General features: G+C 51.7%; 13 protein-coding genes. 5 read left to right on the forward strand and 8 right to left on the reverse strand.

The genetic code is table 11. The annotated features are described in order from the left end of the window. Positions 1–34 precede the first annotated feature (34 nt). The gene (locus tag E2980_RS11210) at positions 35–2,122 is read left to right on the forward strand and encodes a methyl-accepting chemotaxis protein (RefSeq protein WP_135152270.1); all 2,088 of its coding nucleotides are present in this window, start codon (positions 35–37) and stop codon (positions 2,120–2,122) included. 72 nt (positions 2,123–2,194) lie between these two features. On the opposite strand, the gene E2980_RS11215 is transcribed toward E2980_RS11210, so the two are convergent. The 4 genes from E2980_RS11215 to E2980_RS11230 form a co-directional block, all read right to left on the reverse strand. Then, complete coding sequence (locus tag E2980_RS11215; protein WP_135152271.1) at positions 2,195–2,782, reverse strand: Uma2 family endonuclease; 588 nt, start codon at positions 2,780–2,782, stop codon at positions 2,195–2,197. A gap of 71 nt (positions 2,783–2,853) precedes the next feature. Beyond that, positions 2,854–3,042: a hypothetical protein gene (locus tag E2980_RS11220; RefSeq protein ID WP_135152272.1), complete on the reverse strand. Its 189-nt coding sequence runs from the start codon at positions 3,040–3,042 to the stop codon at positions 2,854–2,856. Between the two features lie 22 nt (positions 3,043–3,064). Then, on the reverse strand, positions 3,065–5,998 hold the full coding sequence (locus E2980_RS11225; RefSeq protein WP_135152273.1) for a DEAD/DEAH box helicase: 2,934 nt from the start codon (positions 5,996–5,998) through the stop codon (positions 3,065–3,067). Beyond that, positions 5,995–7,659: a hypothetical protein gene (locus E2980_RS11230; RefSeq protein ID WP_135152274.1), complete on the reverse strand. Its 1,665-nt coding sequence runs from the start codon at positions 7,657–7,659 to the stop codon at positions 5,995–5,997. Before E2980_RS11230 ends, E2980_RS11225 begins: the two co-directional genes overlap by 4 nt. A gap of 302 nt (positions 7,660–7,961) precedes the next feature. Between E2980_RS11230 and E2980_RS24200 the strand changes: the two genes are divergently transcribed. The 4 genes from E2980_RS24200 to E2980_RS11245 are packed head-to-tail and all read left to right on the forward strand — an operon-like array spanning position 7,962 to position 11,395. Beyond that, positions 7,962–8,120: a hypothetical protein gene (locus E2980_RS24200; RefSeq protein ID WP_167747079.1), complete on the forward strand. Its 159-nt coding sequence runs from the start codon at positions 7,962–7,964 to the stop codon at positions 8,118–8,120. A 60-nt stretch (positions 8,121–8,180) separates the two neighbouring features. Further along, positions 8,181–8,816 carry a succinate dehydrogenase/fumarate reductase transmembrane subunit gene (locus E2980_RS11235; RefSeq protein WP_205699956.1) on the forward strand — a complete coding sequence of 212 codons (636 nt, stop codon included), beginning with the start codon at positions 8,181–8,183 and terminating at the stop codon, positions 8,814–8,816. Then, positions 8,813–10,636, forward strand: coding sequence for a fumarate reductase flavoprotein subunit (locus E2980_RS11240; RefSeq protein WP_135152276.1), 1,824 nt, complete (start codon positions 8,813–8,815; stop codon positions 10,634–10,636). Before E2980_RS11235 ends, E2980_RS11240 begins: the two co-directional genes overlap by 4 nt. 30 nt (positions 10,637–10,666) lie before the next feature. Further along, the gene (locus tag E2980_RS11245; protein ID WP_135152277.1) at positions 10,667–11,395 is read left to right on the forward strand and encodes a fumarate reductase iron-sulfur subunit; all 729 of its coding nucleotides are present in this window, start codon (positions 10,667–10,669) and stop codon (positions 11,393–11,395) included. A gap of 154 nt (positions 11,396–11,549) precedes the next feature. Here the strand turns inward: E2980_RS11245 and E2980_RS11250 are convergent, their stop codons facing one another. The 4 genes from E2980_RS11250 to E2980_RS11270 all read right to left on the reverse strand — a co-directional run bounded on the left by E2980_RS11250 (position 11,550) and on the right by E2980_RS11270 (position 16,167). Continuing rightward, the gene (locus tag E2980_RS11250) at positions 11,550–11,801 is read right to left on the reverse strand and encodes a hypothetical protein (protein WP_167747080.1); all 252 of its coding nucleotides are present in this window, start codon (positions 11,799–11,801) and stop codon (positions 11,550–11,552) included. Positions 11,802–11,878: 77 nt separating this feature from the next. After that, a complete protein-coding gene (locus tag E2980_RS11255) occupies positions 11,879–13,060 on the reverse strand; it encodes an acetyl-CoA C-acetyltransferase (protein ID WP_135152279.1) in 1,182 nt (393 codons plus the stop codon). Positions 13,061–13,802: 742 nt separating this feature from the next. Then, positions 13,803–14,714: a methylisocitrate lyase gene (gene prpB / locus E2980_RS11265; RefSeq protein WP_135152281.1), complete on the reverse strand. Its 912-nt coding sequence runs from the start codon at positions 14,712–14,714 to the stop codon at positions 13,803–13,805. Between the two features lie 34 nt (positions 14,715–14,748). Then, positions 14,749–16,167, reverse strand: coding sequence for a bifunctional 2-methylcitrate dehydratase/aconitate hydratase (locus E2980_RS11270; RefSeq protein ID WP_135152282.1), 1,419 nt, complete (start codon positions 16,165–16,167; stop codon positions 14,749–14,751). Positions 16,168–16,176 lie beyond the last annotated feature (9 nt).

Genomic DNA, 16,176 nt, shown 5'->3' on the forward strand with positions numbered 1-16,176 from the left:
ACATTCCAACCTTCTCTCGACAAGGAGCTCAGCCATGTCAATCGTATTGAAACCAGCCCTCATCATTTTGAATTCCCTAAGGTATGCTTACAAATTCATACTTATCGGCATTTTGATTCTCATCCCCCTTGCGGTGACGATGTATTATTTAGTGGTGGAATTAAACAAAGGATACGATTTTGCATACGACGAACGGACAGGCGTTGAATACAACCTGGCGCTGCATGCAGTGATGACCGCAATGGACGAGCATCGGAGGCTGGTCGTCTTGGGCGACGGACAAGCGAAAGCTGCCGAATCCGAGGTCGACCAGAAGATAGCGGATATGGATAAGATTAACCTTAAATTAGGATCCAAGCTGGAGGCTTCGGAAGACTGGGAGAAACTCAAGCAACACTGGGCCGAGGTTAAAGCTTCCGAAACTCTCTCCTCGGAACAATCGGGATATGAGCATACCTTTCTATTGCAGGAAGGAGCGGCTCTTATTTCGCATATCGGGGATACCTCCAAACTAATCCTGGATCCCGATCTGGACTCTTACTATTTAATGGATGCAACGGTCATTCGTCTCCCGCTATTAGCGAAGCAAATCGGCGACTTAAGGGATCGAGGCAAGCAGCTTACAGACAAGAAGGCGATATCGCGCGAAGATTTAACGGATCTAACTAGTCAAGCTACGGAGATACAGATCGGAGTTAACGCAATCGCTTCCGGATATTCGATCATCGTGAAAGAGAACCCTCCGCTGAAAGCTAATTTGGAGCAACCCTTGGAGCAATTCCGTAAGGACGTAGATAAATTCCTGTTCGCGTTGCAGGAAGGTTTTATCACCTACGGAGAGGTAACCGGCACTTATGACCAATACGCCGAGGCTTCCCGGACGGCTATTAACGCCACGAACAACTTGTACCTGACTGATGCGAAGCAGTTGGGTGAACTCCTTCAATCAAGACAGAGTTACTTCTCTCAAGTCAAATGGTTCGTGATCTCCATCGTTGTCGTTCTTGTCGTGATCGTCTGTTACATGTTCATCGGATTCTACTCCTCCATCATGAGGGCAATCCGATTGCTGCTCCATTCGACGACCGAAGTATCCAAAGGCCGACTTCAAACCCGTATGCCGATCGACACGCGCGATGAAATGAAATCGGCGGCCGAATCCTTTAACCACATGGTTTCCGAAATGCGGTCGTTAATCGGAGCCAGCAGTCGGAACGCCGAACAAGCAGCCGGCACCTCTGCAAGATTGGCGGACATCGCGAAGCATTCTACCGAATCCAACGCCCTCTTGTCGACCTCCATTCAAGAAACCGCCACGGGAACGAACGCGCAGCTTCAAAGCACGATCGACTCCGCCAAAGCGATGAACGAGATGGCGACCGGAATCGGAAGGATTGCCGAGACGACCGGAAGCGCTTTGCAGGTATCGCTGGAATCCGCGGACCATGCGGAGGAAGGCAAGCTCGCCTTGAATCGGGTCGTGAGCCAGATGGAAGCCATCCAACAATCGGTAAACGGAACGACGCAATCCATCGGTATGTTGAACGATTTAACTAAGCAGGTCGGGCAGATGGCCGAGTTTATTAAAGGATTAGCCAACAAAAGCAATATTCTGGCGTTGAATGCCTCCATAGAAGCGGTTAGAGCTGGCGAGCACGGACGAGGATTCGTCGTGGTAGCGAACGAAACCCGCAAGCTGGCGGAAATGTCCGGCTCCTCCGCAGACGGGATCGCCGACTTGCTGGACCAAATCCAATCGACGAGCGAGCGGTCGTTCCAAGCCATGAATCAAGTGCAGCAGGAAGTCCAATTGGGAGGCCAGACCGTTCAGGATGCCGGTTTAACGTTCCAGCTCATCCTCTCTTCCACCCGCAGCATCGCCAGCCAAATGCAAGAAATATCGGCCGCGGCGGAACAGATGTCCGCCTCTTCCGAGCAAGTATCGGCAACCATTCAACAAATCGCCGACATCGCGAAAGGCTCATCGGAGCAAGTGGACCAGATGAACGATATGTCGTCCCGCAATCTAGCGGCCATGAAAGAACTATCGGAACAAGCGGATATGCTGAAAAACCTTTCTCATTCCTTGCAGCAGCAGATCGATAATTTCACGACCGGATAACCGACTTGCAGCACGTTAAAAAGTCCCGATGAGTCAAACATCATTGGGACTTTTTCTGTGTTTTATTTCCCATTAACCCGGTATATCCGCGGCAGCGTCAACGATCTGTCCCATTGTAAATGAAACGCAGGAGATACGGTTCGATTGAACCGGCTCCTCTCTGTCATAGATATTCAATAGCTCATATCTGTTTTCAGACAATACATATTGCTCTAAGGCTTCATTGCCAGGATCAATAATCCAATATTCAGGAATATGATAGGCAGCGTAGATTTTGAGCTTCTTTTGTTTATCTCGCTTCACAGAATGAGGCGATAAGATCTCCGCTACCATATCAGGAATTCCTTCGATTCCCCTGCGCGTGATGATTTCCTTTCTGCTGCGATGAACCATGACGAGATCCGGTTGTCGGACTTCCTTTGCAGATAGGATAAGGTCAATCGGAGATGCAAATACGATGTACTCTAATTGGCAACTGTTCGTAAGCAGGGTTTGCATCTGATTGCTAATCACTTGATGCTTCGGCGTCGGAGCAGGAGACATTAATTCTAACACGCCATCGGCTAACTCATAGCGGCACCCATCATCAGGCATCTGCGCGTAATCGTCATACGTAAAGGTCTGTTCTCGAATAATGGGTTGTTCATCGCGTTTTTTCATCAAGCAATCCCCACCCTCTTTTATCCTCTTTCGATTCTATATTAACAAGATTTGGTATATCGGACAATGTCCTACCGGAAGTGTTTACTCACTTCAGCATACCATCTTTTCCATTCGGGTGAAGCACTCGCCAGATGAGCTTGCATCCCTATGGATCCTTCTGCTTTAATAGCTCGAGGAACGCTCTTTATTTGGGACGATGATACCTTGCGGTGACGCGCCGCCTTCTCCTTCATTCGTTCGCGCTTGCTTTTGGACATTCCTCACACCCCCCTGCTCTCGCTAGTCCCTCACCCATTCCCGGCGAAGCGCGAACATCTCTCTTAGTTCATTCGTCGAAAGCTCCGTTACCCACTGCTCGCCGCTGCCGACAATCTGGTTGCCGAGCGTCCTTTTACGCCCAATCATCTCGTCAATCCGTTCTTCCAACGTACCGAGAGCGACGAATTTATGCACTTGCACATCGCGAGTCTGCCCGATTCGGTAAGCGCGATCGGTTGCCTGATCTTCCACGGCAGGATTCCACCAGCGGTCGTAATGGAACACGTGCGAGGCAGCAGTCAGGTTAAGCCCCGTACCGCCGGCCTTCAGTGAAAGGATGAGAATCTGTGTTCCGTTGCTCTCCTCTTGGAACCCACGAACCATGCTGTCCCTTGCCTCCTTCGACAGCCCGCCATGCAGGAAATCAACCCGGCAGCCGTGCGCTTCCTGCAACTCTTCCCTTAATATATCTCCCATGCCTATAAATTGGGTAAAAATAAGGCCTTTCCGCCGTTCGCCCAGCATTTCCTCTACCATCTCCGACAGACGGGATAGCTTATGCGAACGAGCTCCTCTTTTCACGCCTGACTTGTCCATCGAAGCCCCGATATCCTTCCGATATAGCGCCGGGTGATTGCATATTTGCTTAAGCCTGCCTAATGTCGCCAGTATGATTCCCCGACGTTCCATCGCATCAAGCTGTTCAATCTTATCCATCATGTTCTGCAATTCCGCCTCGTACAGCGCCCCTTGCTCCATAGTCAGCGGAATGTAGATCCTATTCTCGTTCTTCTCCGGCAAATCGAGTTGGATGGACGGATCGTTCTTCAACCTGCGCATCAAGAAAGGCCGAATCATCCTCTGAAGCTGATTAACCCCTTTTTCGTAGCGTTGCTTATCGTCTGCAGCTTCGAAACCTTTGTCAAGAAACCCGAACCGCTTCTGAAAGTGACTGAACGTACCGAGGTAAGCAGGATTGATAAAATCGAATATCGTCCATAGCTCGGAAAGCCGATTCTCCACTGGAGTGCCGGTTAGTGCCACGCGGTGTTCCGCTTGTAAGCTGCGGATGGCTTTCGACTGTTTGCCCTGATGGTTTTTGATATTTTGCGCTTCGTCAAGACCGATAACGCTCCAGCGAAGCGTTTGAAGCCATTCTGAATCCGTGTTTGCCAACGCATAGGAGGTTATGACCAGGTCTTTATTCTCCAGGCTGCTCTCCCATTCCTCCCCGCGCGCCCTCCGTGGACCGTAGTGAAGATAGACTTTAAGGTTCGGGGCAAAACGTTCCAGTTCCTTCTCCCAGTTACCCAGCACGCTTGTCGGGCAGATAAGCAATCCAGGGGTTGTCAGAAGTCCCTGCTCCTTCAACGTGGCGATGTACGCCATGAATTGAATCGTCTTGCCCAGCCCCATGTCATCGGCTAGACAAGCACCGAATCCGATTTGCCTGAGCGACAGCAGCCAGCCCGCACCAATAGCTTGGTATGGACGAAGAATTGGTCGAAGCGTCTCGGAAATCGCAATCTCACCGCTTCGCCTTTCCTTATCTTCAAGCCCCGCTAACCATTCTGTTACCGGAGCGTTCAACTTCACCTGCCAATGGAGCTGGCTTTCTATGAAGTCTTCACCTGCATTGTCGACCTTGCCTTGAAGATCACCCAGGTCGAAAGAATGTCCACCCGACAAGTACGCCTCAACCGCTTCCGACAACGTCAGATTATCGCGTTTACCCATCCTCTGTATAAAAGTTTGCAGCAGCTTGACCCACCTTGGATGAAGCAGCATCCAGTTGCCATTATGCCATAGGAGCTTGCGATTCCCTTTGACCGCGGCCCGGAACGATTCCATGTCCAGATGCATGCCGCCGACGGAGATCATCCAGTCAAACGCCAGAAGCTGATCTTTGCCAAGTAGCCCCGACGCTCCAGACTCCTTCCGAAGCGAGGCTACCATGGAAGGCTTTGTTTTCCGGAGCTCCTCCCACCAGGATGGAAGCAGTACGTGGATTCCACGGGCAAGCAGCCCTTCGCTTTCCTGTTCTAGGAACACCCACACGCGCTCGGCATTCCATAACTCCCCAAGCTGCTCGATCCAGCCCAACCAGCGACCGCGCTGTCTATCAATCGCCTCAGCGACCTCCTGCTCTGGCCACGCGGAAATAGGCGAACCTACCTGCCCAGCAGCCGAAGAGCCATTCCAATCATAAATGTGGCCCATTGCAGGATTGCCGCGCTGGTGAACCCATGGTAGAAGCCGCCAGTTACCGTCTTGCGCGGATGGCTCTTCGAGTCGCAGTCCAATTGCAAATGGGAGCGATAACACCCGAAATCCTATTTCCTCCCACATTTCGTACTCATCAACATACATGGGGCGCGACGCAGTTTGCTGTACATAGCTGGACGCCGGATATGCGGCGCTTACTTGTTTCCAGGCTTGCGCCACCTCTTCTTCACCTGTGAACAAATCCGCTATGATGGCACCTAGCTGCCCATCAAGCTTCTCATACCCGAGTTGCTCGCATTGTACTGTAAACGTTAGTTCGGGATGGCTTTCATTGCCGCGAAGCAGCCTCCAGCCCGGCTTTCCCTCATTATCTCTCCCTGCGGTAAGGGCAGGGACAAACCAGCCTTCGGCCAAAGCTTTGGTCAAAAGCTTGCCTGCTTGTTGAAGCTCTTCCGCGCCCGAACCCCATTCGATTACGGTACCGTGTCGAAGAAGAGGCATCTCGCTCCAGAATCCTGCCGTATACCGCGCAGGCAATATGAATCCATGTTGGCCATTCGCTGGCCATTCATCTATGAACGTGCCGTAGTAAGACGGTTTATGCCAGGCGAACAGCATCCTTCTCAATTGTCGAAATCCCGGGAAATGCATGGGGTCGCCTGCGTAAAAAAGCTTCTGATCGCCGTTATCCAATACTTCGGCATCGATGCGACAAATTGGTTTGCTCATTTCGGAACAAGATGCCCCTTTCGTACTTCTTCTTGCAACGCTTTCAGACGCGAATAACGTTCCAGCAATTTATTCATATAGGCGTTCCAAGACTCCTGCTGCTTCAGCTTCCCATAAAGCTTCTGAAGTCTCTTCAGATGGGCGATGGCATATTGGTAGCCGTCACGCTTACGCGTTTCAATCCATTCTGCCGCGTAACGATGATAGACCGGTAATAGAAGCTCCGGAGCCTTCCGTTCCACGAGCGCATATCCGTCCGACTCGTCCGGCAGCTTATCGTAAGCCAGATGAAGATCCACCCACCTCTTGAAATCTCCTCGTTTCAGCAGCACATCCGCGTAGGGTTGAAAGCCTGCCGGCAGCAAGTTTTCCATAAACATTTCTAGATGTTCTATGAACTTGTCCGAGCTTAACGTCGCCTCGGCCATCGGTTCCCAGAAGGACAGAAGATCATAGACATCCCCCTCATGACCGTACTTCGACACCAGCTGAGATAGGCAGTTCAACCAAATGCTTAAATAACGCCAATTTTCCGAACGGCTATAAGCAATGAGATACCCATAGAATGGAGAGGGTCCGCTGTGCCAGTACTCTTCCACGTAAGCGGTCGCCGCCTCAGGTCCCTTCTCAAGCTGAATCATGTGCGTCATACCAAGTAATGCCTTCACACGTCTTATTGAATCTACTTGCGAGTCAATCATCTCTAGGAGCCGTGCTTTCTCGCGAATAATAGCATGCGGTTCTGCTGGAAGTCGACTCCACAGCCCGCGATAAATATCCATCCAGTCCACATACGACCGGCTATAGTCAAATCCGTATTCCCCGACAATGGCACATAACCCTTCTAAATCTTGGGCGAGTCGGCCGGAATCCCGCGTAAGGGAGGAGAGCTTGATCAGCGTCTTGTTGAATTCTTGTAAAAGGGTTTGCAGATTCGTTCCGATAGAGTCGAATGCATATCGTTGATGGTTAAAGGAACGGTCAGCGAGTTTGAACGCATATAACCATACATGAGCAGAAAACAGAAGCTTTCGTTCTTCGTCTGCCCAATTCAGCGAAGTCCTGAGTAAATTGTGGTCCACCCATTTAATGAATTGTGCAATTGGCTGCGAATAACTTGGCATATTCTTCTCGAATTGGCGATGCCATTTTCGGTAGCCGTCCCATGTGGTTGGTAGGTCTGATTCTACGGGAGCCGCTTGCGGCTCGGCTAAGGTTGGGTTTGCTGGCTTTATCGGCATATCTATCTTTTGCGATACTTCGATGGTTGCAGCTAACTGTTGTTGTACGGAGGTCGAAGGGGGAGTGCCCTCCACTGAAGCCAGTCCATGTTTGCGTATAAAAACAAACACAGGAACGTCGCAAGAGAACAACGCGTCGCATACGACAGCAATCATATGGGCGCAGCTTCCTTTAATTCCGCATGAGCATCGGCTGAACGGGAGAAAGCCAAAGTGAATACTCACCTTATAATTACTCGTTCCTTGCGGTAACCGAGCCGAGTAGGTGATGCCGTTGTCCCACTCCCCATCCTGCACATACCCTGTCTGGAAAAGTTGTACCCCTTCTTGGAAAATCTGCCGTACAGCAAACCCGCTAAGCTGCTTAGCAAGATTGCGCTCCACCTCTTCCGTCCAGGGCTTATTTCGGTCAAAGTTCATATCAGATCCTCCTCCACCTCGAACACAAACCGCTCCCCGCAATCCCAACATTTCAGTCGCTCCGGACGAAGTTCGGTATATTGAAGCGCTTGTTCCGTTTCATGCCGATTCATAGTGCCCCATTTTAGGCTCTAACCTGATTTCTGTAAGATTATTGAATCTATTGTAAACGATTTTTCAAGTCGGGGCTATCTTACGCGAATGCGAATGTTTGAACGAGTTATGGAATATTCATTATTACGATACAGGATACGATTTAGCTGATCCTTCAGCAAAAATCCGCTTAGAGAGGGAGAGTAGCTATGGATATTCCGTACTGCTGCGGCGCTGAGATGAAGGTGATTAGTCGATCGGATCATCCGCCTATTTATGATGACGCTTACGATTTGCAAATTCCGGTGTTCGTTTGTACGAATTGCGGGAAGACGATTGTTCTTCATGACGAGAATAAAGAACCGTGACGACCAAACGTAGCCGCTATAGGAGCTACTGCTTGATCGCACCGAGGAAGGAGAATGGTTATGCAGCCGCAAAAAGCCTTGACCCGAAACACCAAAGCGGATTTCGTGATGGAGCTCGTCCAGACGGTCAGCGGCTTACTATTAGTGGGTTTCTTGTGGACACATATGCTTTTTGTAGGCAGCATCCTATTGGGAGTCGAAGCCTTTGACGCTCTGGCCCAATTCATGGAGCAATATCGGCTGCTGGATGTGGCTGTCGTCTTTATTATCCTTACCGTTGCTGCACACATAGGAGCCGTATTCAGGAGGATACCCGGTCGCTTGCAGGAACAGAAAATAGTCTGGAAACATGCGCGTACGATTAAACACAGCGATACCTGGTCGTGGCTGTTTCAAGCCGTAACGGGAAGCGCGATGCTCGTACTCATCATCATTCATGTGTTCACGGTCGTGTATGCCGGCATCGATTCAAAAATGAGCGCAGACCGGGTCAACTCGTGGATGCTTTGGTTCTATCTCGTATTCCTCCTCTTAGCGGAATACCATGCCAGCGTAGGCATCTACCGCGCGCTTATCAAGTGGGGCTTCTTGAAACGGCATAGCCTAAAAAGAGTTCTCAGTGTCGTAACCGTATGTACGATCGCCCTAGGCTGCGTAAGCTTATGGATCTTTTATTGGCTGGGGGATACCGCATGAGCAGGTATGATTCCTTTACTTCGGACGTGCTGATCGTCGGCGCTGGATTGGCAGGAGAACGAGCGGCAATCGAAGCCGCGACGCAAGGCCTCCATGTTATTCTATTAAGCCTCGTTCCCCCGCGCCGTTCGCATAGCTCCGCGGCGCAGGGCGGTATGCAAGCTTCGCTCGGGAACAGCGCCATGGGCAAGGGCGACAGCCCTGACGTTCATTTCGCCGATACGGTTAAAGGCTCCGATTGGGGCTGCGATCAAGATGTCGCTCGGTTATTCGCGAATACGGCGCCGATCGCCGTTCGGCAAATGGCATATTGGGGCGTCCCCTTTAACCGCGTCGTAGCGGGTTCGCGGATGTACGACGGCAATGAGATCCTCGACGAACCGGACAAGGAAGGGCTGATCGCCGCGCGTAACTTCGGCGGAACGGCCAAGTGGCGCACCTGTTATACGGCCGACGGAACCGGCCATACCCTCCTCTATACGATGGATAGCGTCGTTATCAAGCTTGGCATAACCGTTCATGATCGCACGGAAGTCTTGTCCTTGATCCATGACGGGGAACGTTGCTCTGGCGTCGTTGCAAGATGTCTACGTACAGGCAAGCTCAAGGTGTATACGGCGAAAACATCCGTCATGGCGACCGGTGGATATGGCCGCGTGTACGGCGCATCGACTAACGCCATTATAAATGAAGGAAGCGGCCTGTTCGTTGCCTTGGAGACGGGCGTCGTCCCGCTTGGAAATATGGAAGCCGTGCAATTTCATCCGACCGGCATCGTTCCCTCTTGGATTCTGATTACAGAAGGGGCGCGCGGGGATGGCGGTTACCTCCTCGACAAAAACCTGCATCGATTCATGCCCGACTATGAGCCGAAGAAAAAAGAACTCGCCTCCCGCGACGTCGTCTCCAGGCGAATCATCCAGCACATCCGCAGCGGCAATGGCGTCGAAAGTCCGTACGGGCAGCATGTGTGGCTCGACATCCGCCATCTCGGCGCCGAGCACATCAACACGAACTTACGGGAGATCGCCAATATTTCGCGTAATTTCACCGGTATCGATCCGGTCGACAATCTCATTCCCGTCCGCCCAACCCAGCACTATAGCATGGGCGGCATTCGCACGAATATCGACGGCATGGCCTACGGATTGGAAGGATTGTTCGCATTAGGCGAAGCTGCATGCTGGGACATGCACGGCTTTAACCGGCTCGGCGGCAATTCTCTAGCGGAGACGATCGTCGCCGGTACGATCATCGGAGGAAAAATCGCCAATTACGCGAAGGAAGCAACGCTCCGCTTTAACTCGCGGCAGATCGAAGAGCATGTACGAGTGCAAGAGGATCGCATCGATGCGCTCATCCACGGTCGAAACGGAAACGAGAACGTTTACGAGCTTCGTCGGGCCATGGAAACGACGTTAAGCGAGAATGTCGGGATTTTCCGTTCGGAGGCGCCTCTGCAGCATGCCGTCGACGAGCTTCATGAGCTTCATCAGCGCTCATTACGCGTTGGCTTGCGGAGCGGCGGACAAGGAGCTGATCCGGAACTTGCCGCGGCATTGCGAATTACCGGCATGCTGCGATTGGCGTATTGTACGGCTGCAGGCGCATTAGCCCGGACGGAAAGCCGTGGCAGTCATTACCGCGAGGACTATCCGAAGCGCGACGACGAGAATTGGTTAAAACGGACTTTAGCCTATTGGCCGGCAGGGGCTGATCGCATGGAGCTGAAATACGAGCCTGTCAACATAACGGAGTTACCTCCGGGAGATCGGGGCTACGGCGAGGCAAGCGCGGGTGGCGCGAGCGCCAACCGATGAATGAAACGCGGATGGAATGGAGGAATAGAGATGGGTTTGCGACAGCTGACTTTTCATATTTTTCGCTATAATCCGGAAATTCCGAACGTGAATCCGGCCATCAAAGACTATATACTGCAAGAGGAAATGGGCATGACCCTATTCATCGCGCTCAATAAAATTCGAGAAGAGCAGGATTCGTCGTTAAAATATGATTTCGTATGCCGAGCAGGCATCTGCGGCTCATGCGGGATGCTTATTAATGGAAAACCGACATTAGCTTGCCGAACATTGACCAAGGATTTGCCAGCCGATATCTCGCTTATTCCGCTACCCGTCTTTAAGCTGCTCGGGGATTTGTCCGTGGACACCGGCACTTGGTTCCGCGATATTTCCCTTCGCACGGAATCGTGGGTCCATACGGAAAAAGACTTCGATCCCCATTCGCCGGAAGACCGGATGTCCAATGACACAGCGCTTAAAATCTACGAAGCGGAGCGTTGCATCGAATGCGGTTGCTGCATTTCCGGTTGCGCTACCGCCAATATCAAGCCCGACTTTATCGGCGCGGCCGGCGTCAACCGGGTTGCCAGATTTATGGTCGACCCGCGCGATGAACGAGATGAACAAGAGTATTTCGACGTCGTCGGGTCGGAGGACGGCATATTCGGCTGCGTCGGCCTGATGGCCTGTGCCGATACTTGCCCGATCGGCATTCCGCTGCAAGGTCAGCTTGCCTATGTCCGCAGGAAAATGGCGATCGCCGGTTGGCGGCGGTAGCGTATAAAAGAGTGGAATGAACGACGTGATTGGCTTGCTAGCGCACAACTTTTGTGCTCAAGCGTAGATTGACGATTGGACGAATTGTTAAATGCCGAATTGGCGCTTCTTACGAATCTTGTCATTGCTGCTTGTAGACGGCGACAATTGCTCATTAATCCGATCTTACGATCAAACTAAAATTGTCGTCCGTCAGCCGCATCGATAGCAGATATTGATCGGCGTCTTCCAACCCTTTATCGATCTGTCCCTTATAAAGAGACATCATATTTTGGTTCGAGTTGGCGACTTGCTTGCGAACGACGTTGATAGCATATAAATTATTGATTACCAATAACGCGATTAAAAATAAAGTAATGACCAGAATGCCGATTAATATCTTCAACCGAACGGAATTCCAAGACATACTAGAAAGTTGCCTTCACGATGTTGCCTTCCTATACAACTTTTGTCGGTATGACCAAGTATATCGTCCCTAACGGATTAATGCACCTGAACCAGGATGGCGTCGCCTTGAGCCGCGCCGCTGCAAATAGCCGCGATTCCAAGACCGCCTCCGCGACGGCGAAGTTCATAAATAAGGGTCATCAGGATTCGGGCTCCGCTAGCCCCGATCGGATGCCCTAAAGCAATCGCGCCCCCGTTTACGTTAACCTTTTCGGGATCCCATCCAACGATTTTACCGCATATCAAAGGGACAGAGGCAAACGCTTCATTAATCTCATAAAGATCGATATCCGGTAAGGAGTAACCGGTCTTCTTTAACAGCTTGTTGATCGCTGATGCCGGCGTCGTGGCGATATAGGGCGCTTCCTGTCCGACGTCCGCGTGTCCAAGAATGGTCGCCAGTGGCTTCTTCCCAAGCTCATTCGCCTTGCTTTCGGACATGAGCAGCAAAGCTCCGGCTCCATCATTAACTCCCGGCGCATTCCCAGCTGTAATGGATCCATCTTTCTCGAATACGGGGGGAAGCTCGGCCAAACGTTCCGAACTCGTATCCCGCCGCGGTCCTTCATCGGTATCGATGATTTTCGTCGCGCCTTTTCGTTCGGTAACGGCTACGGGTATCACTTCATCGGCGTACTTTCCTTCGTCGATTGCTTTTACCGCCCGCCGGTGGCTGCGCAACGCCCATTCATCCTGCTCCGCCCGCGTTATTCCATACTCCGCAGCCACTCTATTTCCATGCACCGCCATATGGACTTGGTCAAATGCGCAGGTTAAGCCGTCATGAAGCATCAAATCGCGAACCGCGCCGTCCCCCATCCGCATCCCCCAACGGACATTCGGTACCGCATAAGGAATGTTGCTCATACTTTCCATTCCTCCTGCGACAATAATGTCCGCATCTCCGGCACGAATGATTTGATCGCCGAGAGTAACCGCGCGAAGTCCGGACGCGCATACTTTGTTGACCGTTTCCGACTGGACTTCCCAAGGCAATCCGGCTTTCCGCGCGGCTTGCCTTGACGGAATTTGCCCAGCGCCGGCCTGCACGACCATCCCCATGATCACTTCATCCACCAGTTCACCCCGAACATCGGCGCGATCCAATACCTCCTTGATCACGATCCCCCCCAAGTCGACGGCCTGCAGCTCCTTCAGGACTCCGCCGAATTTTCCGAAAGGGGTTCTTGCCGCGCTTACGATTACCGTTTTCTCCATTTCAATAGCTCCTTTCTAGCTTTATGGCTGAAGTACAGATTTTGTTGCCTAGGACAAAATTTTGTAGTCGATTATTTCGAGTAACTCTCGGCTTCTAGCCCGCTTGGGTGCCAGTTAGTCGATTATTTCGAGTAACTCTCGGCTTCTAGCCTGCTTGGAGCGAGTTAGTCGATTATTTCGAGTAACTCTCAGCTTCTAGCCCGCTCGGGAGCGAGTTAGTCGATTACTTCGAGTAACTCTCAGCTTCTAGCCCGCTCGGGAGCGAGTTAGTCGATTATTTCGAGTAACTCTCAGCTTCTAGCCCGCTTGGGAGCGAGTTAGTCGATTATTTCGAGTAACTCTCAGCTTCTAGCCCGCTCGGGAGCGAGTTAGTCGATTATTTCGAGTAACTCTCGGCTTCTAGCCCGCTTGGGAGCGAGTTAGTCGATTATTTCGAGTAACTCCCAGCTTCTAGCCCGCTTGGGAGCGAGTTAGTCGATTACTTTATTGATCTATGAATCTCGCGTTTCTTTTTTCGATGAAGGCCAAGACTCCTTCTTTCAAATCCGCCGCTCCGAATAGGTTGCCGAAAAGTTCCGCTTCCAAGGCCTTCTTCCAGCGTGGTTTCCATTCCTCGCGTCACCGCTTCGAGCGCGGCCGAAATCGACACGGCGCTTTTCTCGAGAGAAATCTGTTCCGCCATTTGCCTCGCGGAAGCCATCAATTCTCCGCTATGCGAGAGGGGCTCTATTCATTATTTTTTTCATTGCTTGTCGGAAGGCAGAACGGTCTTCGCGATCTTCCCGTCCAGCTCTTCGTAGTCGTAATACCGGATCGTATCGTACAGCTCTTTTCTGGTTTGCATATCCTGCAGCGAGCCGACTTGCGTACCGGTATTGCTGATTTCCGCAAATACACGTTCGTAAGCCTTGGCGGCAACCCGCAGTGTAGTGACGGGGTAAATGACCATGTTATACCCCCAAGCTTCGAACTGCTCCGCCGTATAATACGGCGTCCTTCCGAATTCGGTCATGTTGGCCAGCAAGGGACCGCTTACCGAAGCGCGGAAGTGCCTTAACTCTTCTTCGCTCTCGAGCGCCTCCGGGAAAATGCCGTCCGCTCCTGCAGCGAGATATTGCCGTGCCCGACCGATAGCCGCATCGATCCCTTCCACGCTTTTCGCATCGGTGCGGGCAAGTACGAAAAGGGTAGGGCTTATTTCTTTGATCGTTCGAATTTTTTGCACCATCTCTTGGGCGGATACAAGCTTTTTCCCGTTCAAGTGGCCGCATTTTTTCGGCAATTCCTGATCCTCGATTTGAACCGCCGCTACGCCCGCTTCCACCATTTCCTTAGCCGTCCGGGCTACGTTCAATACCCCTCCGAAACCGGTGTCGATATCCGCCAGAAGCGGAAGTCCCGAGGCGCGAACAAGCTCACGGGCGCGATCGGCAACCTCATTGGAATAGATAATGCCCAAATCCGGTAAACCCCGGCTTGCCGTATACGCGGCACCGGAAAGATAGATCGCTTTAAATTCGAATTGCTTGGCTATTCTGGCAGCCATTCCATCATGCGTCCCGGGAATTTTCACGATCGGTCCCGAGTTTACCATTATTCTGAAATCGTCGGCCAATTTTTTTTGATCGGGTACCTCTTCAATGAGCCATGTCATAATGACCTCCAACAAGACTTGATAATTTCATCCTTCATATCACAAACATACTCATAAATTGATGAACCGGTGTCTCCATCAGGCGGTCAAGATCCAAGGACAACCGCATGATATCGGCCGACTTCTTCCGGGGAAAACGGGTCAACAAATTCGCTTCGTATTTCGCTATAACTTTCTTTAATCCTTCTGACCGACGTCTGCGATGTCCGATCGGATATTCGCAAACCGCCTTCTCCGTGTGCGTCCCATCCTTGAAGTGGATTTGAACGGCATTGGCGATGGAACGCTTATCCGGATCGAGGTAGTCTTTGCTATACTGTTCATCCTCGATGACGGCCATTTTGCTCCTGAGCTCATCGATTCTGGGGTCCGCTGCCGTTTCATCCTCATAATGCTCGGCGGTTAACGTTCCAAACATCAACCCGATGGCAACCATATACTGCAAGCAATGATCCCGGTCCGCAGGATTGTTGAGCGGGCCGTTTTTGTCTATGATCCGGATGGCGGATTGATGCGTAGTCAGCGTAATTCGATCTATCTCGTTCAACCGGTTCTTCACCGATTCATGCAAGGTAAATGAGCACTCGACTGCCGTCTGCGCATGAAATTCGGCAGGGAATGAGATTTTGAACAATACGTTTTCCATAACGTAAGAACCGAGGGAACGTCCCAGCACCAGATCCTTTCCTTTAAACAATACATCCTGGAACCCCCAGTTCTTTGCCGAGAGTGCAGTCGCGTACCCCATTTCTCCGTTAAGCGCCATTAAAGCATGTCGAACCGCCCGGCTAGCGGCATCGCCCGCAGCCCACGATTTACGCGATCCGGTATTCGGGGAATGACGATACGTTCTTAAGCTGCCGCCATCAAGCCACGCGTTGGAGAGCGCATTCACAACCTGTTCCTTGTTCCCGCCCATCATTGCCGTAACCACGGCCGTCGACGCAATTTTGACAAAAAGAACATGATCCAAACCGACGCGGTTCAAGCTGTTCTCGAGCGCCAGCACGCCCTGGATTTCATGCGCTTTGATCGCGGCCGTGAGAACGTCCTTCACTGTTAAAGCCGCTTTTCCTTCCGCTACTCGGCTTCGGCTCAGGTAGTCCGCGGTTGCAAGGATACTGCCGAGATTGTCCGAGGGATGACCCCATTCCGCCGCAAGCCACGTATCGTTATAATCCAGCCAACGGATCATGCAACCGATATTGAACGCCGCCTGAACGGGATCCAATTCGAATCTCGTACCCGGCACTCGAGCCCCGCCCGGCAGGAATGCGCCCGGAACGATCGGTCCCAGCAGCTTCGTGCATTCCGGAAAACGCAGCGCCAACAAACCGGTTCCGATCGAGTCCAACAAGACATGCTGAGCGATGCGATAGGCTTCCTCGCTTTCGACCGCATCATTCAAAATATAATCCGCAATATCGACGAGCAGTTGATCCGTTTTCCTCATTTGATTATT

Source organism: Cohnella luojiensis (assembly GCF_004564235.1).
In the GTDB taxonomy this organism is placed as follows: domain Bacteria; phylum Bacillota; class Bacilli; order Paenibacillales; family Paenibacillaceae; genus Cohnella; species Cohnella luojiensis.